Source organism: Photorhabdus kayaii (assembly GCF_025384895.1).
In the GTDB taxonomy this organism is placed as follows: Bacteria; Pseudomonadota; Gammaproteobacteria; order Enterobacterales; family Enterobacteriaceae; genus Photorhabdus; species Photorhabdus kayaii.
The window spans coordinates 105,854-125,374 of sequence record NZ_JAJAFZ010000005.1 but is presented as its reverse complement, the minus strand read 5'-3'; the positions used below and the strand labels follow the sequence as shown (position 1 = coordinate 125,374).

The following is a 19,521-nucleotide window of genomic DNA, read 5'->3' as shown; positions in this document are numbered from 1 at the left end:
TATGTGACCGGGGTGAGTGAGTGCAGCCAACAAAGAGGCAACTTGAAAGATGACGGGTATATAATATTTATCAACATTATTATCAACTACCAGAGTAATACATTAGAGCGTAAGATCACTGCCTTGGTCAATAAAAACAATCGATAAAACAGCCATTAGTCGATCATTTAATGAGCGACTATATGAAATATATTTGTCAACTAGAAAATATTTTGATAAAGAATTGTTGGGGCAAAGAGGCTGAATATGAAAATAACAGCCATTAATAACGATACCCATATGGTTTTTTTTACATTTCGTTCTAATATGAAAAAATAGTTAACTAATATAGTTAAGAAGAAAAACGTTATAATTGACATAAAAAACATGGCGATGAATGGCATTTTGCACACCTTGTTTAAAAAAAATCCATAATGTCATCATAAATGAGAATGAAATAAAGTATTAGTGGTAAAAATAGCGTTTTCTAACACAATTAACAATTATTTTCAATAAATTTTATTGACGTGTTGTTTAGGTTCAGGTAAGTCAAATACGTCACAGATAAATTTGTGACCGGGCGTGGAAACCCAATTAGCTGAATGACGCAACTACATAAAATTTGGAACCCGCTCGCATATTAGATAATTAGAAAGAATAGTGACAAAGGAATTTTGGTATAATAAACCACTATTCAAACAGCAACAGTGTTAAAGAATGACCAAGTATCATAGTCTCAAGAATAAAACCATTGGTGGAATCGGTAAGATTAGCAGTTACGATATTGAATTCACTTTTAACGGCAAAAAACCACAAACCTTTCGGTTGGTATTCTTTCCATTAACTGACGATGTTGTCGGAGCCGAAAGAATTGCTGAAGTGTACGATGTTAATCCCAAAATTTTATTTGCTGTGTCTATTATCTTTTTCGATCAAGCTTATGAATTAATCCCTACAGACGAATTAAACGGTAGGACTCCATTTGATAAAATAGATAAAGCTGTTCATTACAATAGAAATGAAAATAACTACTTTTTTAATGTTTTAATATCATACATTCTGGATTATATTGAAGAATCTAAAGTTCATTACTTGTACTTTAGTGGTTACAGTGATTCTCATAAAAGAACCTATGAAAGACTTTTACAAAAGGTACAGTCAAGATTAATATTAGAGTATGAAGATTTAGGAGGAGGCGATTATGTTGTTAAAACGTGCTACAGCAACCAAGAAGAAGGCAACTCAGGCTGACTACGCTCGTAACCGCAAAAATAAAACCGCTATGGTTAATGCTTTCATTGAAGCTAACAAAGCCAAACATACGGAAAGTACCTGCTAACCAGCTCATTCGTTTTATACCCAATGGATTTCAAGATGCATCGCGACGGCAAGGGAACGAATCCTCGGGAGCATAGATAACGATGTGACCGGGGTGAGTGAGTGCAGCCAACAAAGAGGCAACTTGAAAGATGACGGGTATAGTCTATCTAAATAAAAAGCCACCTTTAGAATAGGTGGCTTTGCTGATCTATAAAAAACTGCATCACAAATGTAAAATTTTGGACGCAGTTTAGAATATGACCGTCCTCTTTGATCAGGAAGCAATTTGCTCCATTGTTTGCAAGATTCGTTTATCAGAAACTGGATATGGCGTACCCAGTTGTTGAGCAAACAAGCTGATCCGCAGTTCTTCAATCATCCAACGAATCTCTTGCACCTCAGGTAACTGTTTCTGTTGCAGTGATAATTTCGCCAGCCATTGCTGCCACTGTTGCTGAACATTTTCGACACGCCCCATTTGTGCTCTATCTCTATGCGGATCAATTGCCAATTTTTCAAGGCGGCGCTCAATACCTTGCAGATAACGCAGGACATCCGGCAAGCGTTTCCAACCATTAGTGGTGACAAATCCTTTGAAAACCAGACCAGAAAGCTGCTCTTTGATATCCGATAATGCCAAGGCAAATGAAATATCCACTCTCCCCTTGAGACGTTTATTGATAGCAAAAATAGTGGTGAGTATCTGTTCCACCTGCTTGGCTATTTCCACAACAGTATCATTCAACTCAGCCCGAACCTTGTCCTGTAGCTGAATAAAATGCTGTTCATTCCAAGCCGGCCCACCATTCCCTGCCATCAATTTATCCACACCACAGGCGATACAATCGTCAATCAAATCCAATACCTTGCCATAAGGGTTAAAATAGAGTCCCAATTTGGATTTATTCGGCAATTTCTCATGTAAGTATTTAATTGGTGAAGGAATATTGAGTAACAACAGACGACGGGTACCTTCCCACATGGCAATTTGTTGCTCCGGTTCGGTTTCAAACAATTTGATACCGATACTCTCTTTTTCATCCACCAGCGCTGGAAATGCTTTAACAGAGTAACCACCACGTTTCTGCTCATACCGTCCCGGTAATTCACCGAAACTCCAAATATGCAGCCCACTCTGTTCAATCCCATCATCAGCAACAGCGGAAAGTGTTTCCTGAACTTTCTCTTTCAAGCGTAATTTCAGCGCAGATAAATCTTTACTTTCAGCGATAGTCCGGTTCTTCTCTCCTACCACTCGGAATGTCATTTTGAGATGCTCTGGGACTTGCTCTAACTGCCAATCATCACGTGACACCGTAACACCAGTCATCCGCCGTAACTCTTTCTCAAAGCTATCTAACAAGGTCGATTGTGGTTGAGGTACCCGCTCCATAAATGCCTGAGCATAGTTTGGCGCAGGGACAAAATTACGACGAACCGGTTTCGGCAATGATTTAATCAGCGCAACAACCAGATCATAACGAATACCGGGGATCTGCCAATCAAACCCTTCATCCTTAACCTGATTCAACACCGGCAGCGGAATATGAACTGTCACACCATCAGCTTGCGTACCCGGTTCAAACTGGTAACTAAGCCGTAATTTCAATGCCCCCTGATACCAGTAATTAGGGTAATCCAGCGCACTGATTTTATCGGCATCGCCTTTGATCAACATATTTTTTTCAAAATTAAGCAAGTCCGGTTGCTCTTTACCTGTCTTCAGCCACCAGCGATCAAAATGGCGAGCAGAAACCACACTCTGAGGTATCCGTTGATCATAGAAACTAAACAAGGTTTCATCATCCACCAAAATGTCGCGACGACGGGATTTATGTTCCAGCTCCTCAATTTCCTCACGTAATTTCAGATTCGCTCGGAAAAATGCATGTCGAGTTTGCCAATCGCCTTCCACCAGCGCATAGCGGATAAACAACTCACGGCAGAGCATTGGGTCAATTTTGCTGTAATTAACCAGACGACTAGCCACAATTGGCAAACCATATAAAGTGACTTTTTCTCTAGCCATTACCGCACCCTGAGATTTTTGCCAGTGCGGCTCGCTATATTGATATTTCACCAGATGCCCGGCTAACGCTTCAACCCATTCAGGTTCGATCCGCGCAACAATCCGCCCCCACAAGCGACTGGTTTCAACCAATTCCGCCGCCATTGACCATTTAGGCGGCTTCTTGAATAAACCAGAACCAGGAAAAATAGCAAAACGGGCATTACGCGCACCGGTATATTCCTGTTTATCTGTATCTTTTTGGCCGATATGAGATAACAGCCCAGAAAGTAACGCAGTATGAATACCACGGTAATCTGCATCCTGACTATTTACCGACAGACCAATTTCTTTCACAACTTGTCGTAACTGGGCATAGATATCCTGCCACTCTCTGACTCTCAGGTAGTTAAGATAATCTTGACGGCAAAGTTTGCGAAATTGCGAAGAGGAGAGTGCCTTTTGCTGCTCTTTCAAAAAATCCCATAATTTCAGAAATGCAATAAAATCGGAGTCTTTATCAGCAAATCGACGGTGTTTCTCATCAGAAGCCTGCTGTTTCTCCAGTGGCCTCTCTCTTGGGTCCTGAATAGATAGCGCAGAAGTGATCACCATCACTTCACGTACACAACCATGATGACGAGCTTCCAATACCATACGCGCCAACCGAGGATCAACCGGGAGCTGAGCAAGCTGTCGCCCTATTGATGTAAGACAGTAATTACTCTTAGCCGTTGTGTTCTGGTCAATAGCTCCAAGCTCCTCCAGAAGCCGAACACCATCCTGAATATTACGTTTATCAGGCGGTTGCACAAATGGAAATGCACTGACATCCCCAAGACCAATTGCCGTCATTTGCAGAATGACCGATGCCAGGTTAGTACGCAGGATTTCTGGATCAGTAAACTCTGGCCGAGAAAGGAAATCGTCTTCTGAATACAGCCGGATACAGATCCCGTCAGATACACGTCCGCAACGCCCTTTCCGCTGATTAGCCGACGCCTGTGATATAGGTTCAATCGGCAATCTCTGTACTTTCGTACGATAACTGTAACGGCTGATACGTGCATACCCGGTATCAATCACATATTTAATTCCCGGTACCGTCAACGAGGTTTCTGCCACGTTAGTTGCCAGCACAATTCTCCGCCCCGTATGTGATTGGAAAATTCGATTCTGATCACTGTTAGAAAGACGCGCAAATAATGGCAATACGTCGGTATGACGCAGATTCTGTTTATTCAGCGCATCTGCTGTATCACGAATCTCCCTCTCTCCACTCATAAAGATCAGGATATCTCCAGGCCCTTCACGGTTGAGTTCATCAACAGCATCAATAATTGCCTCAAGCTGATCCCGCTCTCCATCATTATCTTCCCCCATGACAGGACGATAACGCACTTCTACCGGATAGGTTCGACCAGAAACTTCGATAATTGGCGCATGATTAAAATGGCGAGAAAAGCGCTCAGGATCGATAGTCGCGGAGGTAATGATCACTTTCAAATCGGGACGTTTTGGCAGTAATTGGCGCAAATAACCCAGAATAAAATCAATATTCAGACTGCGTTCATGCGCCTCATCGATAATGAGCGTGTCATACTGTTTAAGTAGCCTGTCATTTTGCAGTTCCGCCAGCAAAATACCATCGGTCATCAGTTTAACTAACGTGTTATCGCCCACATGATCACTAAAACGGACTTTATAACCAACAGCAGAACCCACTGAGGTTTCCAATTCTTCCGCCAGACGATTGGCAACCGCACGAGCAGCCAATCGACGGGGTTGAGTATGACCGATAAGTCCTTTTATTCCCCGACCTAGTTCAAGACAAATTTTCGGGATCTGTGTTGTTTTACCCGAACCGGTTTCACCGGCAATAATGACAACTTGATGGTCACGAATAGCTTTGTAGATATCATCTTTCTTCTGGCTGACGGGCAAGTTTTCCGGATATTTGATCGTTGGACAAGCAGCCTGACGGTTAATGATTTTCTGAGACTCTTTCACCTTATATTGATCCTTGTAACTTCTTACTTTGCTAATTAGCCAGTTTTTATTGGCGATATAGTAACACATCCTATTTATTGGCAATAATTTCAGCTAGTATTTCCACCACGTTATATCAACGTGGATAAAAGTCTTTCAATAAATTTGAATTTTATTCTCTAAATATTGATCTGTTACCATAAGTCAATAACTCATAAAATAACTATATCGTGATTAACAAGTGAACTATCAAAGGTTAATTTTAAGGAATAAACATGAGTAAAGTTCTGGTTCTTAAATCCAGCATTATGGCGCAGCATTCACATACTAACCAAATGGCCGATTTCTTCATTGAAAAGTGGCAAGCCAATCATACTGATGACAGCATTACAGTACGCGATCTGACTGCACAATCCATTCCTGCTCTGGATAATGAACGGGTTTATGCATTGCGTCCGAGTGGCAATGAAATGACCGCTCGCCAAAAAGAGACGTTAGCATTATCTGACGAACTTATTGCGGAATTGCAGGATAATGACGTTATTGTTATCACTGCGCCTATGTACAACTTCCACATTCCAACCCAACTGAAAAGCTATTTTGATATGATAGCCCGTGCTGGCGTGACTTTCCGTTATACCGAGAATGGCCCTGAAGGTCTGCTAAAAGGCAAACGAGTCATCATCCTGACCAGCCGTGGCGGCATCCATAAAGACGGCCCCAGTGATCTGTTAGTGCCTTATCTGCGTCTGTTCCTAAGTTTCATTGGGCTCACTGATATAGAGTTCGTATTTACCGAAGGTGTAGCATTAGGCCCTGATGCCGTAAATCAAGCGCAACAAACCGCCCGTGAAGTTTTGCAAGCAATAGCTTCCTGATAGCCACGTTTTTGTTCCTAATTCATACATTGCCTATATTTTTATATTGTTGTCTTTTGCGCGTCATTCGACGCGCTTTTATTTCTTCAACCACTTACCATTAATACCAAGCACATACTCACCAGGTTCAGCTCTGTTCACCAATTTTTCGCCAGTAAGTTTAGCCACTTGCTTTGTAGAAATATTATTGCCAGCCGCTATTTCTGCGTATTTTTTCTCACGGGCTTGATTAATTTCTGCCACCAAAGCTTGTGCCTGACTATCTGTTTTCACTATAGCCAGATAACCACTGAAAGTTTCACCGACCAACCCTTTCTGCTTTGCCTCATTCAGGGTCATTCCTACAACGGAAGAGCTGAACAATACACCAGCCAATAACAATATCCCCGTACCTGTTCTCTTCATAATGCCAACCCCCTAGAATAAACCCGTGTTATTCTTAAGCATCTCTTCAACTTGCCTGTCTACTTTTATCTGAATTTCATGCTCAATTTTGACATTCATATTAATATTAATGGGCTTCTCCGGTGTTGCCACTTCAAGGCGTATACAACCTGACAGCATTAAAGGCCCCATTGATAGTAAGAACAGCTTCATTCCAGTTTGTTTTGTCATTTATCACTCCCATTTAATACAGATATATTCTGCTGTAGCCAATCTTCAAGATTGTTGCCAAACCGTAAACTACGCCATAAGTGAAAGATATTCTCTCCATGATGGTAATTCAGTTTGACTTGCCGTTTTTTATCTCTTAATGAATTAACACCTTGAATTTCAGCATTAAGTGTCAGAACCCCTAAATTATCAAGACTGACTTGCGCCCGTAAGAGACTGATTTCTAAATAGCGTAACCAATCCATAGCGGCGCCAGCGGAAATATTATCTTTGTTAATGGAATCTATCGTGTCTTTATCCAGACGTAAGGTCATATGGTCGATATTGGCAATCCGCCCTTGCTGAACTATCCAACGTTCATTATTAATAAACAACGGCAATTTTCCGCTGATTTTGCCGGACATCGCAAATTGTTTAACTTTCAATACAGTAAAAAGGCGACTTAACTCCAATTTATCAAGCGTCAAAATAGCAGGATGCTGCTGAGGAAGCCTTAATTTATCTAGGTTAATATGTCCATCCAATATACTTATATTCACATTAGTCAATTCCAGCGGTTTTTGTTCCGATGGTGGATAAAATCCCTGTAAATCCGCCGTCAAGTTACGCATTACAAACAGGTTATTAATCGTTTTCACTCGTAGCTGTACCGGCGATTTAACACCAAATTGCCAGATACTATCTCTCAGTCGCCACGGTAAGACAAAATCAAGCCCACTGATTTCACCATCTTTAAGCCACATGCTGCCATTTTTTACCACCCAGTGACCACCCGCAACAAAACCTTGCCCCTGTGTGACAGAAAAAGCGGCCTGTGCATAAAGATCACCTGATCGTAAGTTTATCCCTAAATCTTTAGGTACCAACGGCTGAAATGCGAGTAAAGATTGAGTAGGCCAACGCGCTTCACCACGCAATCTTGCTCCATCCCAACGACTGTAAAAAGGGATCGGACCCATATTTCTTGATGAAAGATCACCATTAACAATAAAATTGTTCGGGCTTTCTCCTGTCAATTTTGCTGTCAGCTCAGCAGGGGGCAAAAAGCCACCGGACTGAAACGATGTTTTCTTCGCTGTCAGCCGTAACTCACCATTAAAGGCGGGCGATTTCTCTGAACGTTGCCATTCCAATGGTTTTGTTAATTGTAGACGCGGCGTATCCACCCGGATCATGCCGTGCTTAATCACATTAAAGCCGGTAGCCATTTCGTTGACGCTAATCAATGTATCATGCCAGCGCCCTTTTCCGGCAATATCCCATTTAGCCTGTAGTGACGGCAAATCGCCATTTCCCCAATAATTCCAACGCCAATAGCCTTTATCCGGCATAAAATTTTCGGCATGACCATCAAGATGCAAATGGAATTTTCCCCAGTCACGGTGTTGTGTATTTACAATTGCCTGTAACCGACCAGTAAAACCTTCACGTGTCAGATAAGTTCCCGCCAACGGTGACCGGGCATCTTTAACAATAAACTCATCAGACAAACGCCCCCAAGCACGAAACAACGAACCTGACTGGAAAGTCATTTTCGGATTAACCAACGGACCATTAATTATCGCAGGCAATGACATAGCCATAATCATATCCTGCACATTAATCTGACCTGTTAATTGAAAAGGAAGTTGCGTATTTAATGAGTTTATCCGGCCCGGTTTTATCGTTAATACAATATTCGCTTTACCACGTTCACCCTGAGTGACCAAATTTATACGGCCACTAATTAGCAGGTTATCCAACCCTTGTTGCCAATGAGCAATCTTAATATTCACGCCACCCGCAAGAAGTTGCCCCGCCCCAGTCCACCGCCATTTACCATCAGTAATATCAAGCTGTTCTTGGTTAAACTGCCAAGGTAATTCAGCCAAAGATAGTGTCGCCCCCTCTTCTCTGATAATAAGTTTGCCGGATTTCCCTCGCCAACCTAACTTGATATTTAGCGGATACGCATATTGCTTGGCAATAATTTTACCTTTTACTTCACCATGAGGAGGGAGTTTATCCATATTAAGAGGTAAAGTCATTTCACCATTAAGGCTGATTTCCTGTTCTGGTAATTTAATTGCCAGTTGGTCAATAACTAGCGATTCCTTACCATAAATATGCGCTGACAATTTAACCTTCTTCCCCTGATAACTTAGTTTTTGCCCCTGAGAAGAGGAATTGAATTTTAGTCTTCCAGCAAAATCTTGCCAAGGATGAAAAGAAAGATTTTCCACGGACAAACTTCCTTGTGGAATATGAGCTAAAATATCAGCAACAGACAATGGAACAAGACCTTGTGTAGATTCAGGTAACTGATTTAGACAATTGATATCCCCACTAATATCTGCGGCATTTAATTGCCAATGATAACTGTTATCTATCTCTGAATATGGGTAACTAACAGATAATCGCGATACACGAATAAGCCTGCAATCCTTCACCTGCAATGAAATATCAGCCAGTTGCAAAACTCCATTTTTCCATTCTGGTTGTTTCAATGAAACCGTCATACCTGGAGGTAACCAGTGACCGGTAACCTTAGGTAACCAATGAGGAATCGAAAACCATCCCGCCGCCATCAGTAATACCAACAGAATAGGTATGGTAATGAATATTTTTAATCCTTTGGTTATCAAATCCTTGCCTCTCCTTATTAAGCCTTAGATCGGTTACTTCTATACCCGTTATCTTTCAGGTTGCCTCTTTGTTGGCTGCACTCGGTCACATAGTTACCTATGCTCCTGGGGATTCTCTCCCTTGCCGTCGCGATCCATCTTGAAATCCATAGGGTATATTGTTATTCCATAATTTAGCAGACAAACCTTAAACTAAGACATTGATTATTAAGAAAATTATGTTGAACATATAGGGGAACAACAAGCAATACACTTATAGAGTTAATTAATTTATTGTTTATTTAACCCTTTACGTCAGCAATAATTTAAGCCCAAAACAATGTATTAGCTACTTAAATTATAGCGGAGATAATTCCATGAAATTAGTCGTTTACAGTACCAAACAGTATGACCATAAACATCTGGAGCAGGTCAATAAAAAATTCGGATTTGGTTATAATTTCGAGTTTTTCGATTTCCCTCTTAGTTCAAAAACTGCCAAAAACGCTATTGGTGCAGATGCTGTTTGTATTTTCGTCAACGATAATGCTGACCGTAAAGTACTCGAAGAATTGGCTGAAATGAATATAAAAATCCTCGCATTACGTTGCGCAGGTTTTAATAATGTCGATCTAGATGCAGCTGAAGAATTGGGTATTCAAGTTGTACGGGTTCCAGCCTATTCCCCTGAAGCTGTTGCTGAACATACCGTCGGATTAATGTTGTGCTTAAACCGCCGTATCCACCGAGCTTACCAACGCACCCGTGACGCCAATTTCTCTCTTGAAGGCTTAATTGGCTTCAATATGCACAGCCGCACAGCGGGAATTATCGGAACCGGCAAGATTGGTATTGCAACTCTACGTATTCTTAATGGATTTGGTATGCGTTTGCTAGCTCATGATCCCTACCCCAATCAAGCTGTTTTGAATCTCGGTGCTCAATATGTCGATCTGGATACGCTGTATGCACAATCCGACGTCATATCGCTTCATTGCCCGTTAACACCAGAAAACCATCATCTGCTGAATGACGTTGCTTTCAGCAAAATGAAAAACGGCGTAATGATCATCAATACCAGCCGAGGGGCTCTAATTGATTCCATCGCAGCCATTAGCGCATTAAAACAACAAAAAATTGGCGCTCTGGGTATGGATGTTTACGAGAATGAACGCGATCTCTTCTTTGAAGATAAATCTAATGACGTGATTCAGGATGATATTTTTCGTCGCTTGTCTTCATGTCATAACGTGCTGTTTACCGGTCATCAGGCATTTCTGACAGAAGAAGCCTTAACCAGTATCAGTGAAACTACGCTGAGAAATATCCAGCAATTAATCAATGGGAAAAATTGCCCAAATATTGTTAGTAAGTACCCTTAAAATAATATATAGGAGATAAACATGAAAAAAATACTACCTTTGGCAACAGCAACTTTATTGTTAGCCACATTCCAAGCGTCTGCGGTAGAAAACGTGTCAATTGATGATTTACAACGTCACAAATTTGTTCTGGTGAGCGTTAATGGCGAAGGCGTGAAAAATCAAGATGGTCGCGTACCAACCATTGAATTCGGGGAAAAAATGCACATTTCTGGTTCCATGTGTAATCTCTTTATGGGTCAAGGTAAACTGAAAAATGGTGTACTGACCGTTAAAAACCTAGCCAGCACTCAGATGCTTTGCTCTGATGAAAAATTAAATAGATGGGATTACCTGATTGGTCAAGTGTTAGCAGATGGCGTTAAAGTGAAGTTGAAAGATCAAAAACTGACACTATCTCACCCCGACAATACATTGGTTTATAAAGTTCAGTAATCAAAAAAATCATTTATAAAGTTAGCATTAAACATTTAGCAGAATGAAATTCCTTGAATGGACTCAAGATTAAACTCTGCTTATCCAAATGTTTTATGTTTTAGGTGCCGGGAATTATTCTCCGGCACTTCCAGATATAATATCTAAGCAATAAATTTACCGCCGATATTAAACTTTTAAACATTATAGGAGAACCAAAATCGACATAAATAAATATAGATAATATAACTTATTTTTAACTTATTCCTTCCAACTTAAATAAAGAGTTTTACACTTTTTACATTTAATAGATAGTTTACTAACTAAATAAAAGGAAATAATTTATGTCCAATATTGCACTGACTGATATTCAATTTATCGACCTCATGAACGAAATGCGCCAACACGCAAAACGGATGTTAAATGATTCTAAAATTGAACCATTTATGCCATCGACACCTGAACTCCAGGCATATGCAAATATGCTTGGGGAACAATATGAAAGCATAGATATTACCGAAAATAAGGAAATAGATGGTATTATTGATGAATTGAAAGATTCTGTGAAATCTGGTGCTAATTCAACAACAAACGTTTCTAAGGCAAGTGTAACTGATAGCACACAGAAATATCAGAAAGCGATTATCGCTGATCCAGACAACGCAGACCAAGACTGGATCGATAACATGAACAAATCTCGTCAAAGAACCAAAGATGAGAACAACAGACAAATTGATACAAGTTACGATAAAGCCATTCAATTTGGGTTACAATTTCCTAACTCTAGAGCAGCAATACAAAGTTTTATGGAAAAAACTAATGCATTCTTCTCCAGTTTATTTGGCAGACTTTCAAATTTTATACTTGATGCAGCCAGGCAACTCTCTGAATGGATAAGCAGAGCGTGGGAATCAATTAAATCGTTCTATGATAAAATTAATGTTTGGATTTCCGGTGCATTTTAATTAATTGATAATGGTTCGAGTTAGTTCGAACCATTATATTCACCTCAGATATAACCTGGGGAAATTAATTACTTATTAGGCAGTTTGATCCTGGAAATAATTGCCAGTCTATCCATATAATATTCCACATTACCCCACAACCAACTCTGCTCTTTACTAACATCATCTTCAGCTAAAATATTTCTTAATTCACAAGTCATAACGTCATAGCCGTAAACATAAAGCCCAAACTGTAACGCCTCATACATTCTGGCTTGCCAAAAAGAGGTGCCTTCTATTATTTGACTCATATTTGAAGCAACAACATCATAGGTTTTAATCAGATAGTGGAAAAAGATTTTAGCGGCCAAATCACTTAATGCCGCTTTATGTTGTGGCTTCCTCGTTCGCCACACAAGTATCTGCGAAGCGAGACGACAGCTAAGCACCAAGTCACTTATTATTATAACTTTGTTGTAATAAACGACTTCTTTTGTTTCGTCACTAAGTAGCGCTAATTCAAAGTAGGGCTCATCTATATCATCCAAATCTAGCCTGTTATCAACCCTGATCAACCGGTAACCTGGTGGAAAAATGAGTTCATCCACATCATGCACAATATTAGTACCAGAGGAATCAAGAGCATCATACAGAACACGATTGAACTCTAACTCACTCAATTGGATGAAATCATTGGTAATCTTTTCTATGTTTCCCACATGTATTGGCATACTTTATGCCTCCTATAATAGACCACAGGTTCAATTACCTAATGGTAATAGTATAGATGCAATTATATACAATCAACCTTTAGTTCATTTTTGGTGGATATGCCTACTGGTTAACTTAGTTCTAGAGCAAGCCCCCAACTTAGGAAACACAGAAAATAATTTATTAAATTATAGTTAGTTACATCATTATCAAGGTTTATTAATAATATGGTCTTCCCATTCCACAACATCAATTTCCCGTACAGCGATATGCCTAACAGAAATTCTTTCGCTATGCATTGCTGATTTAGAACCTTTAATCAGAGGATGCCACGGTAATAATGGCTTCCCTTCTTCAAGCAAACGATATGCACAAGTTATTGGTAACCATGCAAAAGTCGGCAAATTATGACGGGTTAATTTGATACAATCCGGTTCATATCTGAAACGATCTTCGTAATTTTTGCATTGGCACGTTTTTATATTGAGTTGATTGCAAGCAACATTAGTAAAATAAATTTCATCGGTATCATCATCCATCAATTTATGTAAGCAACACTGCCCACAACCATCACATAATGACTCCCATTCTTCATCCGTCATCTGATCTAAGGTTTTTACCTGCCAGAAAGGTTGAGACATAACTCTACTATTCCTTATATTATTCAAATCACCCTGGTAGTGAGTGAATTATCATTCAGAGTAACCTTTAGCACATCACCGGGTTTCAGTGCTCCAACACCTTCCGGTGTACCAGTGAGAATGACATCTCCCGGCCGCAAAGTGAAAAAGTGCGACATATGGCTGATCAGGGAAACAATGGGTGTCAACATATCGTTACTATTACCGTTCTGCCGTAGCTCATTATTGACCGTCAGTGAAAACTGGACATTCCGCGGATCACCAAAATGACTTATTCGAATAAACCCAGATATCGGGCAAGAGCCATCAAACGCCTTACTTTTTTCCCACGGTTGACCCGCTTTCTTGAATTTAGATTGCAAATCACGCAAGGTGAGATCCAATGCAACAGCAAAACCCGCGATAGCGGCGCCAACTCGCTCTTCATTTGCTTGTTTCAACGGCGTACCAATCAGTACAGCCAGTTCAACTTCATGATGAACAACACCAAAATCCTTTGGAATTGCAATTGGCTGATGTATATCACACAGTGCAGTTTCCGGCTTAATAAAAATGACTGGCTCTTCCGCTGGCTGAGATCCCATCTCTTTAATATGTTTAGCGTAATTACTACCAACGCAAACCACTTTATTGACAGGAAGATCCAGTAATGCCCCCTGCCAGTCTCTGTGTTGATACATATTCGTTTCTCACTCTGGTTTATTAGGCAACATACCCATAATTATAGCACTTAGATTCTTCTTATTTTTCCATCTGGTTCAGATGTGCATTCATTAAATTTTCAACCGGAGGGGGGATTTGCAGGTAAAAACCCTGCTCAATTAACGATATTTTTACCTTTTCGATATCGGCACCTGCCAGTTTTTTTCTGTCTGCCAGAGAGATCGTCATTGTATATTGGGGCTGTCCAAAACTTTTCAGTAACTCTTCGGGAACGCGAGAGAAATTATCTCTTTTTTCAACATAAAGATATGTTTGCTCCCTTTTCGGACTGCTGTAGATCGTACAAATCATTATAATAAACTCTTTTAAATTCAGGTCACAACTTGCTTGAATAATTCAGTAATTATAACATGTTTATTGTATTTCTAAATATCGTATCCCAGGGGATGTTCTGGGGGGATCTCAAATTTGCTGAATCTGAGTCAGGCAGGATAGATGTCACAGTCGCCAATTGAGCTAAAAGGCAGTAATTTTACGCTTTCGGTTGTTCATTTACACAATGACCAACCAGAAATCATTCTACAGGCCCTACAGGAAAAAGTGGAACAAGCACCGGATTTCCTGAAAAATGCGCCTGTTGTCATTAATATCTCCGCTCTGCCGGCAAGCGCTGATCTGAAAGCACTGCATTACGCTATTGATTCAGCGGGATTCCGTATTGTCGGAATAAGTGGTTGTCGTGATGAGCAACAACGCAGGGCGGTAATAAAAGCATCCTTACCACTACTAAGTGAAGGAAAAAAACAAAAAACCTCGGCAAAGGAAGATAAACCGGCTGAACCCGCGATTAAAAAAACCCGTGTAATTAATTTACCTGTTCGCTCAGGTCAAAGGATTTATGCCCAAGGCAGTGATCTTATTGTTACCAGTAATGTAAGCGCCGGTGCCGAATTGATTGCAGACGGCAATATTCACATCTACGGTATGATGCGTGGTCGGGCATTAGCTGGTGCATCCGGTGATCAGGAGTGCCTGGTTTTTTGCACCCATTTAAACGCTGAACTTGTCTCTATCGCAGGGCAATATTGGCTCGGCGATAAAATCCCAACTGAATTAGCAGGAAAAGCCGCAAAACTTAGCCTGGTAAATAATGAATTAACTATTGAACCTTTAATCTAGCCCTTTTAATAAGGAATCACTTCATGGCACGCATTATTGTTGTTACATCAGGTAAAGGTGGCGTTGGCAAAACCACTTCAAGCGCGGCCATTGCTACCGGCCTTGCTCAAAGAGGTAAAAAGACCGTCGTTATCGATTTTGACATCGGCCTGCGTAACCTCGATCTGATTATGGGATGTGAACGCCGCGTAGTTTATGACTTCGTGAACGTTATCCAAGGAGACGTCTCGCTTAATCAGGCATTAATTAAAGATAAACGTACCGAGAATCTTTATATCCTGCCTGCATCGCAAACCCGCGATAAAGACGCTCTCACTATTGAAGGCGTTGAGCAAGTTTTAGTTGATCTGGATAAACAAGGTTTCGAGTTTATTATCTGCGACTCCCCAGCAGGGATTGAAAGTGGTGCGTTGATAGCACTCTATTTTGCTGACGAAGCCATTATCACAACAAATCCTGAGGTCTCTTCCGTACGTGATTCAGACCGTATTCTGGGTATTCTGGCCTCAAAATCTCGACGAGCTGAACGGGGTGAAGATCCCATTAAAGAACATCTGCTATTAACCCGCTATAACCCAGGCCGTGTAAGTCGTGGTGATATGCTGAGTATGGAAGACGTTCTGGAAATTTTATGCATTCCTTTAATCGGTGTTATTCCAGAAGATCAATCTGTACTGCGTTCATCTAACCAAGGGGAACCAGTCATTCTGGATACAGAATCTGATGCAGGAAAAGCGTATACAGATACTGTTGAACGTTTATTAGGGGAAGAACGTCCTTTCCGCTTCATTGAAGAAGAGAAAAAAGGCTTCTTAAAACGCCTGTTTGGGGGATAAAACATGGCCTTGCTAGATTTCTTTCTGTCGAGAAAAAAAACGACAGCCAATATCGCTAAAGAGCGGCTGCAAATCATCGTGGCAGAGCGTCGCCGCGGTGATTCTGAACCTGCTTATCTGCCTGATATGAAACGGGATATCTTGGCAGTAATCTGTAAGTATATACAGGTCGATCCAGATATGCTCTCTGTACAATTTGAGCAGAAAGGTGATGATATTTCCGTCCTGGAGCTGAATATAACATTACCTGAGGTAGAAGAACCTCAAAAATAACGCGGGTAAACAGTGCTGTTTTATCACTACCGCCATCAAAGTAACCACAAACGAATTATGTGGCAATCTGAGATGGGGAACCCCTAACCGGGAACCCCTTCTCATGCTTTAGACTGCCGTCAGGCTAAGGCTCTGATATGGGTTAATCAGGATAGTTCGCCAGAATCTCTGAGACTGGCTCAGCCAGCAACTCTCCCCGCCACCCACTAAGCAGTTCAGGTTTGCCATTTAATTGTTTCAATTTCCAGTGAACACTGAGTAATTGATTAATCTGACGACGAGATGCCAATAATTCAGAATTAAATCTATGCTGCTCACTTACCTGATGGATCAGCGCTTTAATATCCTTAAATGCTTTACGATAACCAGGTTGATCAATCAGGTTCGTCATTGGCGGCGGGCATTCACTTTCTGGAATATTTCCACTTTCAGCGACCATTGCCAATAGGCGACGACCATGACAACGAATCTCCTGCCCGCTTAGCCCTAACGCACCCAACTCTGCCAAAGAAGTTGGCATGTAACGCGCTACCTGCCATAGGTTTTCTTCACGAATGACGAAGTTCACGGCTAAATCGCGTTCTCTGGCCTGACTCAAACGCCATGCGGCCAGTTTTTTCAAACACGCAAGCTGTTGGGGACGTAATTGACAGATATTGCCTATCTGTTTATAAGCACATTCCGGCGCCAATATCTCTTTACGGCGTCGACAGATAAGTTGACACTCACCCGTCGCAGCCTCCATATATCCAGCCTGCTCTGTTGCAGTCATTAGGATATCCGCTAAAGGCAACAGATAATAAACATCCGCGGCTGCATATTCGCACTGTTTTTCACTTAACGGACGGGCAAGCCAATCAGTGCGGGATTCGCTTTTATCCAGCTCGACATGGATATATTCAGCCACCAGCGCGGCAAAGCCACATGAAAGCGGGTGCCCAATAAAAGCCGCCAAGACCTGAGTGTCAATCATCGGTTCCGGCAAGCATTGAAAAGCATTCAGAAAAACTTCCAAATCTTCACTGCCTGCATGTAACAGCTTCAATATTTGAGGATGAGTAATTAACTCACGGAAAGGTTGCCAGTTGGTGATATTAAGTGGATCAATCAGAGAAAGTTGTTCGCCATCATACAGTTGTATCAAACCTAATTGTGGGTAATACGTCCGTGTGCGTACAAATTCAGTATCCAATGCTACTTTTGAGTATTTTTTTGCCCCTTCGCAAACTTGCTGCAACTGAGCATCTGTGGTGATCAACTGATAATTCAAAACATAGTTCTCTTAGCCATTCATGGAATAAGCACGACAACGCCGGCTAATACCGGCGTTGTCGTGCTTATCAATATTATGAAGAGGAGCTCAGGCTATAGCTACATTCCTGACCTTTTCCTCTTCATCACGCAGTTCCCTACGAAGAATTTTACCTACATTAGACTTAGGTAATTCATCCCGGAACTCAATGATCTTTGGTACTTTATACCCTGTTAGATAACGACGACAATGGGTTTTAAGTTCATCCTCGGTCAAACTAGGATCTATCCGAACCACAAATACTTTGACAGTTTCACCGGAACTTTCGCTTGATACCCCTATTGCTGCTGACTCTAGCACTTTAGGGTGAGCTGATACAACATCTTCAACTTCATTAGGATACACATTGAAACCAGAAACCAAAATCATATCTTTTTTACGATCGACGATACGAATGAAACCTTGTTCATTAATATTCGCAATATCACCCGTTGCTACCCAACCATCTTTCAACACTTCTTCTGTTGCATCAGGACGATTCCAATAACCAACCATCACCTGTGGGCCACGTATCCACAATTCTCCCTGCTGGCCCATCTCTACCTCATTACCATCATCACCCATAAGTTTGATTTCCGTTGAAGAGACCGGGAAACCAATACTGCCAGTGTAATGTTTCGAATTATAAGGATTACAGGAAACCAAAGGTGAACATTCTGTCAGACCATAACCTTCAAGCAGATTGGTGCCTGTCACTTTTGCCCATTTCTCAGCAACCGCTTTCTGTACCGGCATACCACCACCAACAACCAGACGCAGTGTAGAAAAATCAAGCTTCTTAAATTCTTCATTATTCAACCAAGCATTGAACAATGTATTTACCCCGGTGACAGAAGTGAACGGATAACGACCTAATTCTTTAGCTGTACCCGTAATATCACGCGGGTTAGTGATCAGAAGATTGCACCCACCCAAGTAAATAAGTAACAAGCAATTTACCATTAACGCAAATATGTGATAAAGAGGCAACGCCGTAACAATCAGCTCTTGGCCTACACGTAATAATGGAGAATAAACCGCTTTTGCCTGTTCAAGATTTGCCAAAATATTACGGTGAGTCAGCATAGCCCCCTTAGCTACGCCAGTGGTGCCACCAGTATATTGCAGAAAAGCCAAATCATTACCGTTAATTTCTGGTTTTACATATTGCATGCGATAACCTTTCTGTATCGCACAACGAAATGAAATGGCATCAGGCAGATTATACTTCGGTACCAGCCGTTTAACATATTTCACCGCAAAATCAACCAACGTACCTTTAGGACGAGATAGTTGGTCCCCCATACGCGTCAAAATAACATGCTTAACTTTAGTATTAAAAACGATCTTTTCCAATGTATGGGCAAAATTGGAGACGATCACAATAGCGGAAGTGCCGCTGTCATTAAGCTGATGTTCAAGCTCACGTGGCGTATACAGCGGGTTGACATTTACGACAATCATACCTGCACGTAGAACACCAAACAGTGCAACGGGATATTGCAGCAGGTTTGGCATCATCAGCGCAACGCGATCTCCTTTACTTAATCCCAAACCATTTTGCAAATATGCTGCAAATGCCCGACTACGCTCTTCCAACTTACGAAAGGTCATAATCTCACCCATATTGATAAATGCAGGTTGATCCGCATAGTGCGCTACGGCATTTTCAAACATCTCAACCAATGATGCATAACGATCCGGGTCAATTTCCGCAGGAACATCCGCCGGATAATGTTTTAGCCAGACTTTCTCCAAGGTAGTACTCCTGAAATTTTAATTGCTATGTTATCAC

General features: G+C 41.2%; 18 protein-coding genes and 1 pseudogene. 9 read left to right on the top strand and 10 right to left on the bottom strand.

The window, feature by feature from the left end; all coding sequences use genetic code 11:
• Positions 1 to 696: 696 nt before the first annotated feature.
• Both LGZ98_RS03595 and LGZ98_RS03590 read left to right on the top strand, forming a co-directional pair.
• On the top strand, positions 697 to 1,230 hold the full coding sequence (locus tag LGZ98_RS03595; protein WP_113040616.1) for a hypothetical protein: 534 nt from the start codon (positions 697 to 699) through the stop codon (positions 1,228 to 1,230).
• A complete protein-coding gene (locus LGZ98_RS03590) occupies positions 1,181 to 1,318 on the top strand; it encodes a hypothetical protein (protein WP_262977732.1) in 138 nt (45 codons plus the stop codon). Before LGZ98_RS03595 ends, LGZ98_RS03590 begins: the two co-directional genes overlap by 50 nt.
• Positions 1,319 to 1,573: 255 nt before the next feature.
• On the opposite strand, the pseudogene hrpA reads toward LGZ98_RS03590, so the two are convergent.
• Positions 1,574 to 5,305 (bottom strand): annotated as a pseudogene (hrpA, locus tag LGZ98_RS03585) (ATP-dependent RNA helicase HrpA); the annotation flags it as partial.
• A gap of 266 nt (positions 5,306 to 5,571) precedes the next feature.
• Here hrpA and LGZ98_RS03580 point away from each other — a divergent pair.
• Positions 5,572 to 6,174, top strand: a complete 603-nt coding sequence (locus LGZ98_RS03580) for an FMN-dependent NADH-azoreductase (protein WP_262977731.1) — start codon at positions 5,572 to 5,574, stop codon at positions 6,172 to 6,174.
• Positions 6,175 to 6,252: 78 nt separating this feature from the next.
• On the opposite strand, the gene LGZ98_RS03575 is transcribed toward LGZ98_RS03580, so the two are convergent.
• Genes LGZ98_RS03575 through LGZ98_RS03565 form a run of 3 tightly spaced genes read right to left on the bottom strand, consistent with a single transcriptional unit; the run spans position 6,253 to position 9,413 of the window.
• Positions 6,253 to 6,579 carry a YdbL family probable chaperone protein gene (locus LGZ98_RS03575; protein WP_113040619.1) on the bottom strand — a complete coding sequence of 109 codons (327 nt, stop codon included), beginning with the start codon at positions 6,577 to 6,579 and terminating at the stop codon, positions 6,253 to 6,255.
• Positions 6,580 to 6,591: 12 nt separating this feature from the next.
• Positions 6,592 to 6,789 (bottom strand): YnbE family lipoprotein, encoded by a 198-nt coding sequence (locus LGZ98_RS03570; RefSeq protein ID WP_011146401.1) that lies wholly within the window; start codon positions 6,787 to 6,789, stop codon positions 6,592 to 6,594.
• Positions 6,786 to 9,413 (bottom strand): YdbH family protein, encoded by a 2,628-nt coding sequence (locus tag LGZ98_RS03565; protein ID WP_262977730.1) that lies wholly within the window; start codon positions 9,411 to 9,413, stop codon positions 6,786 to 6,788. Before LGZ98_RS03565 ends, LGZ98_RS03570 begins: the two co-directional genes overlap by 4 nt.
• Positions 9,414 to 9,769: 356 nt before the next feature.
• On the opposite strand from LGZ98_RS03565, the gene LGZ98_RS03560 reads away from it, so the two are divergent.
• From LGZ98_RS03560 to LGZ98_RS03550, 3 genes are all read left to right on the top strand, one after another.
• Positions 9,770 to 10,774, top strand: a complete 1,005-nt coding sequence (locus LGZ98_RS03560; RefSeq protein ID WP_262977729.1) for a 2-hydroxyacid dehydrogenase — start codon at positions 9,770 to 9,772, stop codon at positions 10,772 to 10,774.
• A 21-nt stretch (positions 10,775 to 10,795) separates the two neighbouring features.
• Positions 10,796 to 11,209, top strand: a complete 414-nt coding sequence (gene hslJ, locus LGZ98_RS03555) for a heat shock protein HslJ (protein ID WP_113040621.1) — start codon at positions 10,796 to 10,798, stop codon at positions 11,207 to 11,209.
• Between the two features lie 323 nt (positions 11,210 to 11,532).
• The gene (locus LGZ98_RS03550) at positions 11,533 to 12,153 is read left to right on the top strand and encodes a hypothetical protein (RefSeq protein ID WP_113040622.1); all 621 of its coding nucleotides are present in this window, start codon (positions 11,533 to 11,535) and stop codon (positions 12,151 to 12,153) included.
• A 68-nt stretch (positions 12,154 to 12,221) separates the two neighbouring features.
• Here the strand turns inward: LGZ98_RS03550 and LGZ98_RS03545 are convergent, their stop codons facing one another.
• The 4 genes from LGZ98_RS03545 to LGZ98_RS03530 form a co-directional block, all read right to left on the bottom strand.
• A complete protein-coding gene (locus tag LGZ98_RS03545; RefSeq protein WP_113040623.1) occupies positions 12,222 to 12,863 on the bottom strand; it encodes a hypothetical protein in 642 nt (213 codons plus the stop codon).
• 189 nt (positions 12,864 to 13,052) lie between these two features.
• The gene (locus LGZ98_RS03540; protein WP_112876029.1) at positions 13,053 to 13,484 is read right to left on the bottom strand and encodes a cysteine cluster protein YcgN; all 432 of its coding nucleotides are present in this window, start codon (positions 13,482 to 13,484) and stop codon (positions 13,053 to 13,055) included.
• Between the two features lie 23 nt (positions 13,485 to 13,507).
• Positions 13,508 to 14,164, bottom strand: a complete 657-nt coding sequence (locus LGZ98_RS03535; protein ID WP_113040624.1) for a fumarylacetoacetate hydrolase family protein — start codon at positions 14,162 to 14,164, stop codon at positions 13,508 to 13,510.
• A 61-nt stretch (positions 14,165 to 14,225) separates the two neighbouring features.
• Positions 14,226 to 14,498 (bottom strand): YcgL domain-containing protein, encoded by a 273-nt coding sequence (locus LGZ98_RS03530; protein ID WP_113040625.1) that lies wholly within the window; start codon positions 14,496 to 14,498, stop codon positions 14,226 to 14,228.
• Positions 14,499 to 14,642: 144 nt separating this feature from the next.
• Here LGZ98_RS03530 and minC point away from each other — a divergent pair, with 144 nt between their 5' ends.
• From minC to minE, 3 genes are read left to right on the top strand one after another with little or no spacing between them, the layout of a single operon-like run.
• A complete protein-coding gene (gene minC, locus LGZ98_RS03525) occupies positions 14,643 to 15,326 on the top strand; it encodes a septum site-determining protein MinC (protein ID WP_112876033.1) in 684 nt (227 codons plus the stop codon).
• A 23-nt stretch (positions 15,327 to 15,349) separates the two neighbouring features.
• Positions 15,350 to 16,162 carry a septum site-determining protein MinD gene (gene minD, locus LGZ98_RS03520; protein WP_113040626.1) on the top strand — a complete coding sequence of 271 codons (813 nt, stop codon included), beginning with the start codon at positions 15,350 to 15,352 and terminating at the stop codon, positions 16,160 to 16,162.
• Between the two features lie 3 nt (positions 16,163 to 16,165).
• The gene (gene minE / locus LGZ98_RS03515; RefSeq protein ID WP_112876035.1) at positions 16,166 to 16,435 is read left to right on the top strand and encodes a cell division topological specificity factor MinE; all 270 of its coding nucleotides are present in this window, start codon (positions 16,166 to 16,168) and stop codon (positions 16,433 to 16,435) included.
• A gap of 142 nt (positions 16,436 to 16,577) precedes the next feature.
• Here minE and rnd read toward each other — a convergent pair whose 3' ends face one another.
• Both rnd and fadD read right to left on the bottom strand, forming a co-directional pair.
• Complete coding sequence (rnd, locus tag LGZ98_RS03510; RefSeq protein ID WP_113040627.1) at positions 16,578 to 17,705, bottom strand: ribonuclease D; 1,128 nt, start codon at positions 17,703 to 17,705, stop codon at positions 16,578 to 16,580.
• 90 nt (positions 17,706 to 17,795) lie between these two features.
• Positions 17,796 to 19,484, bottom strand: a complete 1,689-nt coding sequence (gene fadD / locus LGZ98_RS03505) for a long-chain-fatty-acid--CoA ligase FadD (RefSeq protein ID WP_113040628.1) — start codon at positions 19,482 to 19,484, stop codon at positions 17,796 to 17,798.
• Positions 19,485 to 19,521: the final 37 nt, after the last annotated feature.

What these genes read in the sequence shown, in the direction of transcription:
- LGZ98_RS03535 (WP_113040624.1), bottom strand. Translation starts at nt 14,164, where the DNA reads ATGTATCAACACAGAGACTGGCAGGGGGCATTACTGGATCTTCCTGTC.
- LGZ98_RS03545 (WP_113040623.1), bottom strand. Translation starts at nt 12,863, where the DNA reads ATGCCAATACATGTGGGAAACATAGAAAAGATTACCAATGATTTCATC.
- hslJ (WP_113040621.1), top strand. Translation starts at nt 10,796, where the DNA reads ATGAAAAAAATACTACCTTTGGCAACAGCAACTTTATTGTTAGCCACA.
- LGZ98_RS03530 (WP_113040625.1), bottom strand. Translation starts at nt 14,498, where the DNA reads ATGATTTGTACGATCTACAGCAGTCCGAAAAGGGAGCAAACATATCTT.
- LGZ98_RS03540 (WP_112876029.1), bottom strand. Translation starts at nt 13,484, where the DNA reads ATGTCTCAACCTTTCTGGCAGGTAAAAACCTTAGATCAGATGACGGAT.
- LGZ98_RS03570 (WP_011146401.1), bottom strand. Translation starts at nt 6,789, where the DNA reads ATGACAAAACAAACTGGAATGAAGCTGTTCTTACTATCAATGGGGCCT.
- minE (WP_112876035.1), top strand. Translation starts at nt 16,166, where the DNA reads ATGGCCTTGCTAGATTTCTTTCTGTCGAGAAAAAAAACGACAGCCAAT.
- LGZ98_RS03560 (WP_262977729.1), top strand. Translation starts at nt 9,770, where the DNA reads ATGAAATTAGTCGTTTACAGTACCAAACAGTATGACCATAAACATCTG.
- minC (WP_112876033.1), top strand. Translation starts at nt 14,643, where the DNA reads ATGTCACAGTCGCCAATTGAGCTAAAAGGCAGTAATTTTACGCTTTCG.
- LGZ98_RS03590 (WP_262977732.1), top strand. Translation starts at nt 1,181, where the DNA reads ATGTTGTTAAAACGTGCTACAGCAACCAAGAAGAAGGCAACTCAGGCT.
- LGZ98_RS03595 (WP_113040616.1), top strand. Translation starts at nt 697, where the DNA reads ATGACCAAGTATCATAGTCTCAAGAATAAAACCATTGGTGGAATCGGT.
- LGZ98_RS03575 (WP_113040619.1), bottom strand. Translation starts at nt 6,579, where the DNA reads ATGAAGAGAACAGGTACGGGGATATTGTTATTGGCTGGTGTATTGTTC.
- LGZ98_RS03580 (WP_262977731.1), top strand. Translation starts at nt 5,572, where the DNA reads ATGAGTAAAGTTCTGGTTCTTAAATCCAGCATTATGGCGCAGCATTCA.
- LGZ98_RS03550 (WP_113040622.1), top strand. Translation starts at nt 11,533, where the DNA reads ATGTCCAATATTGCACTGACTGATATTCAATTTATCGACCTCATGAAC.
- minD (WP_113040626.1), top strand. Translation starts at nt 15,350, where the DNA reads ATGGCACGCATTATTGTTGTTACATCAGGTAAAGGTGGCGTTGGCAAA.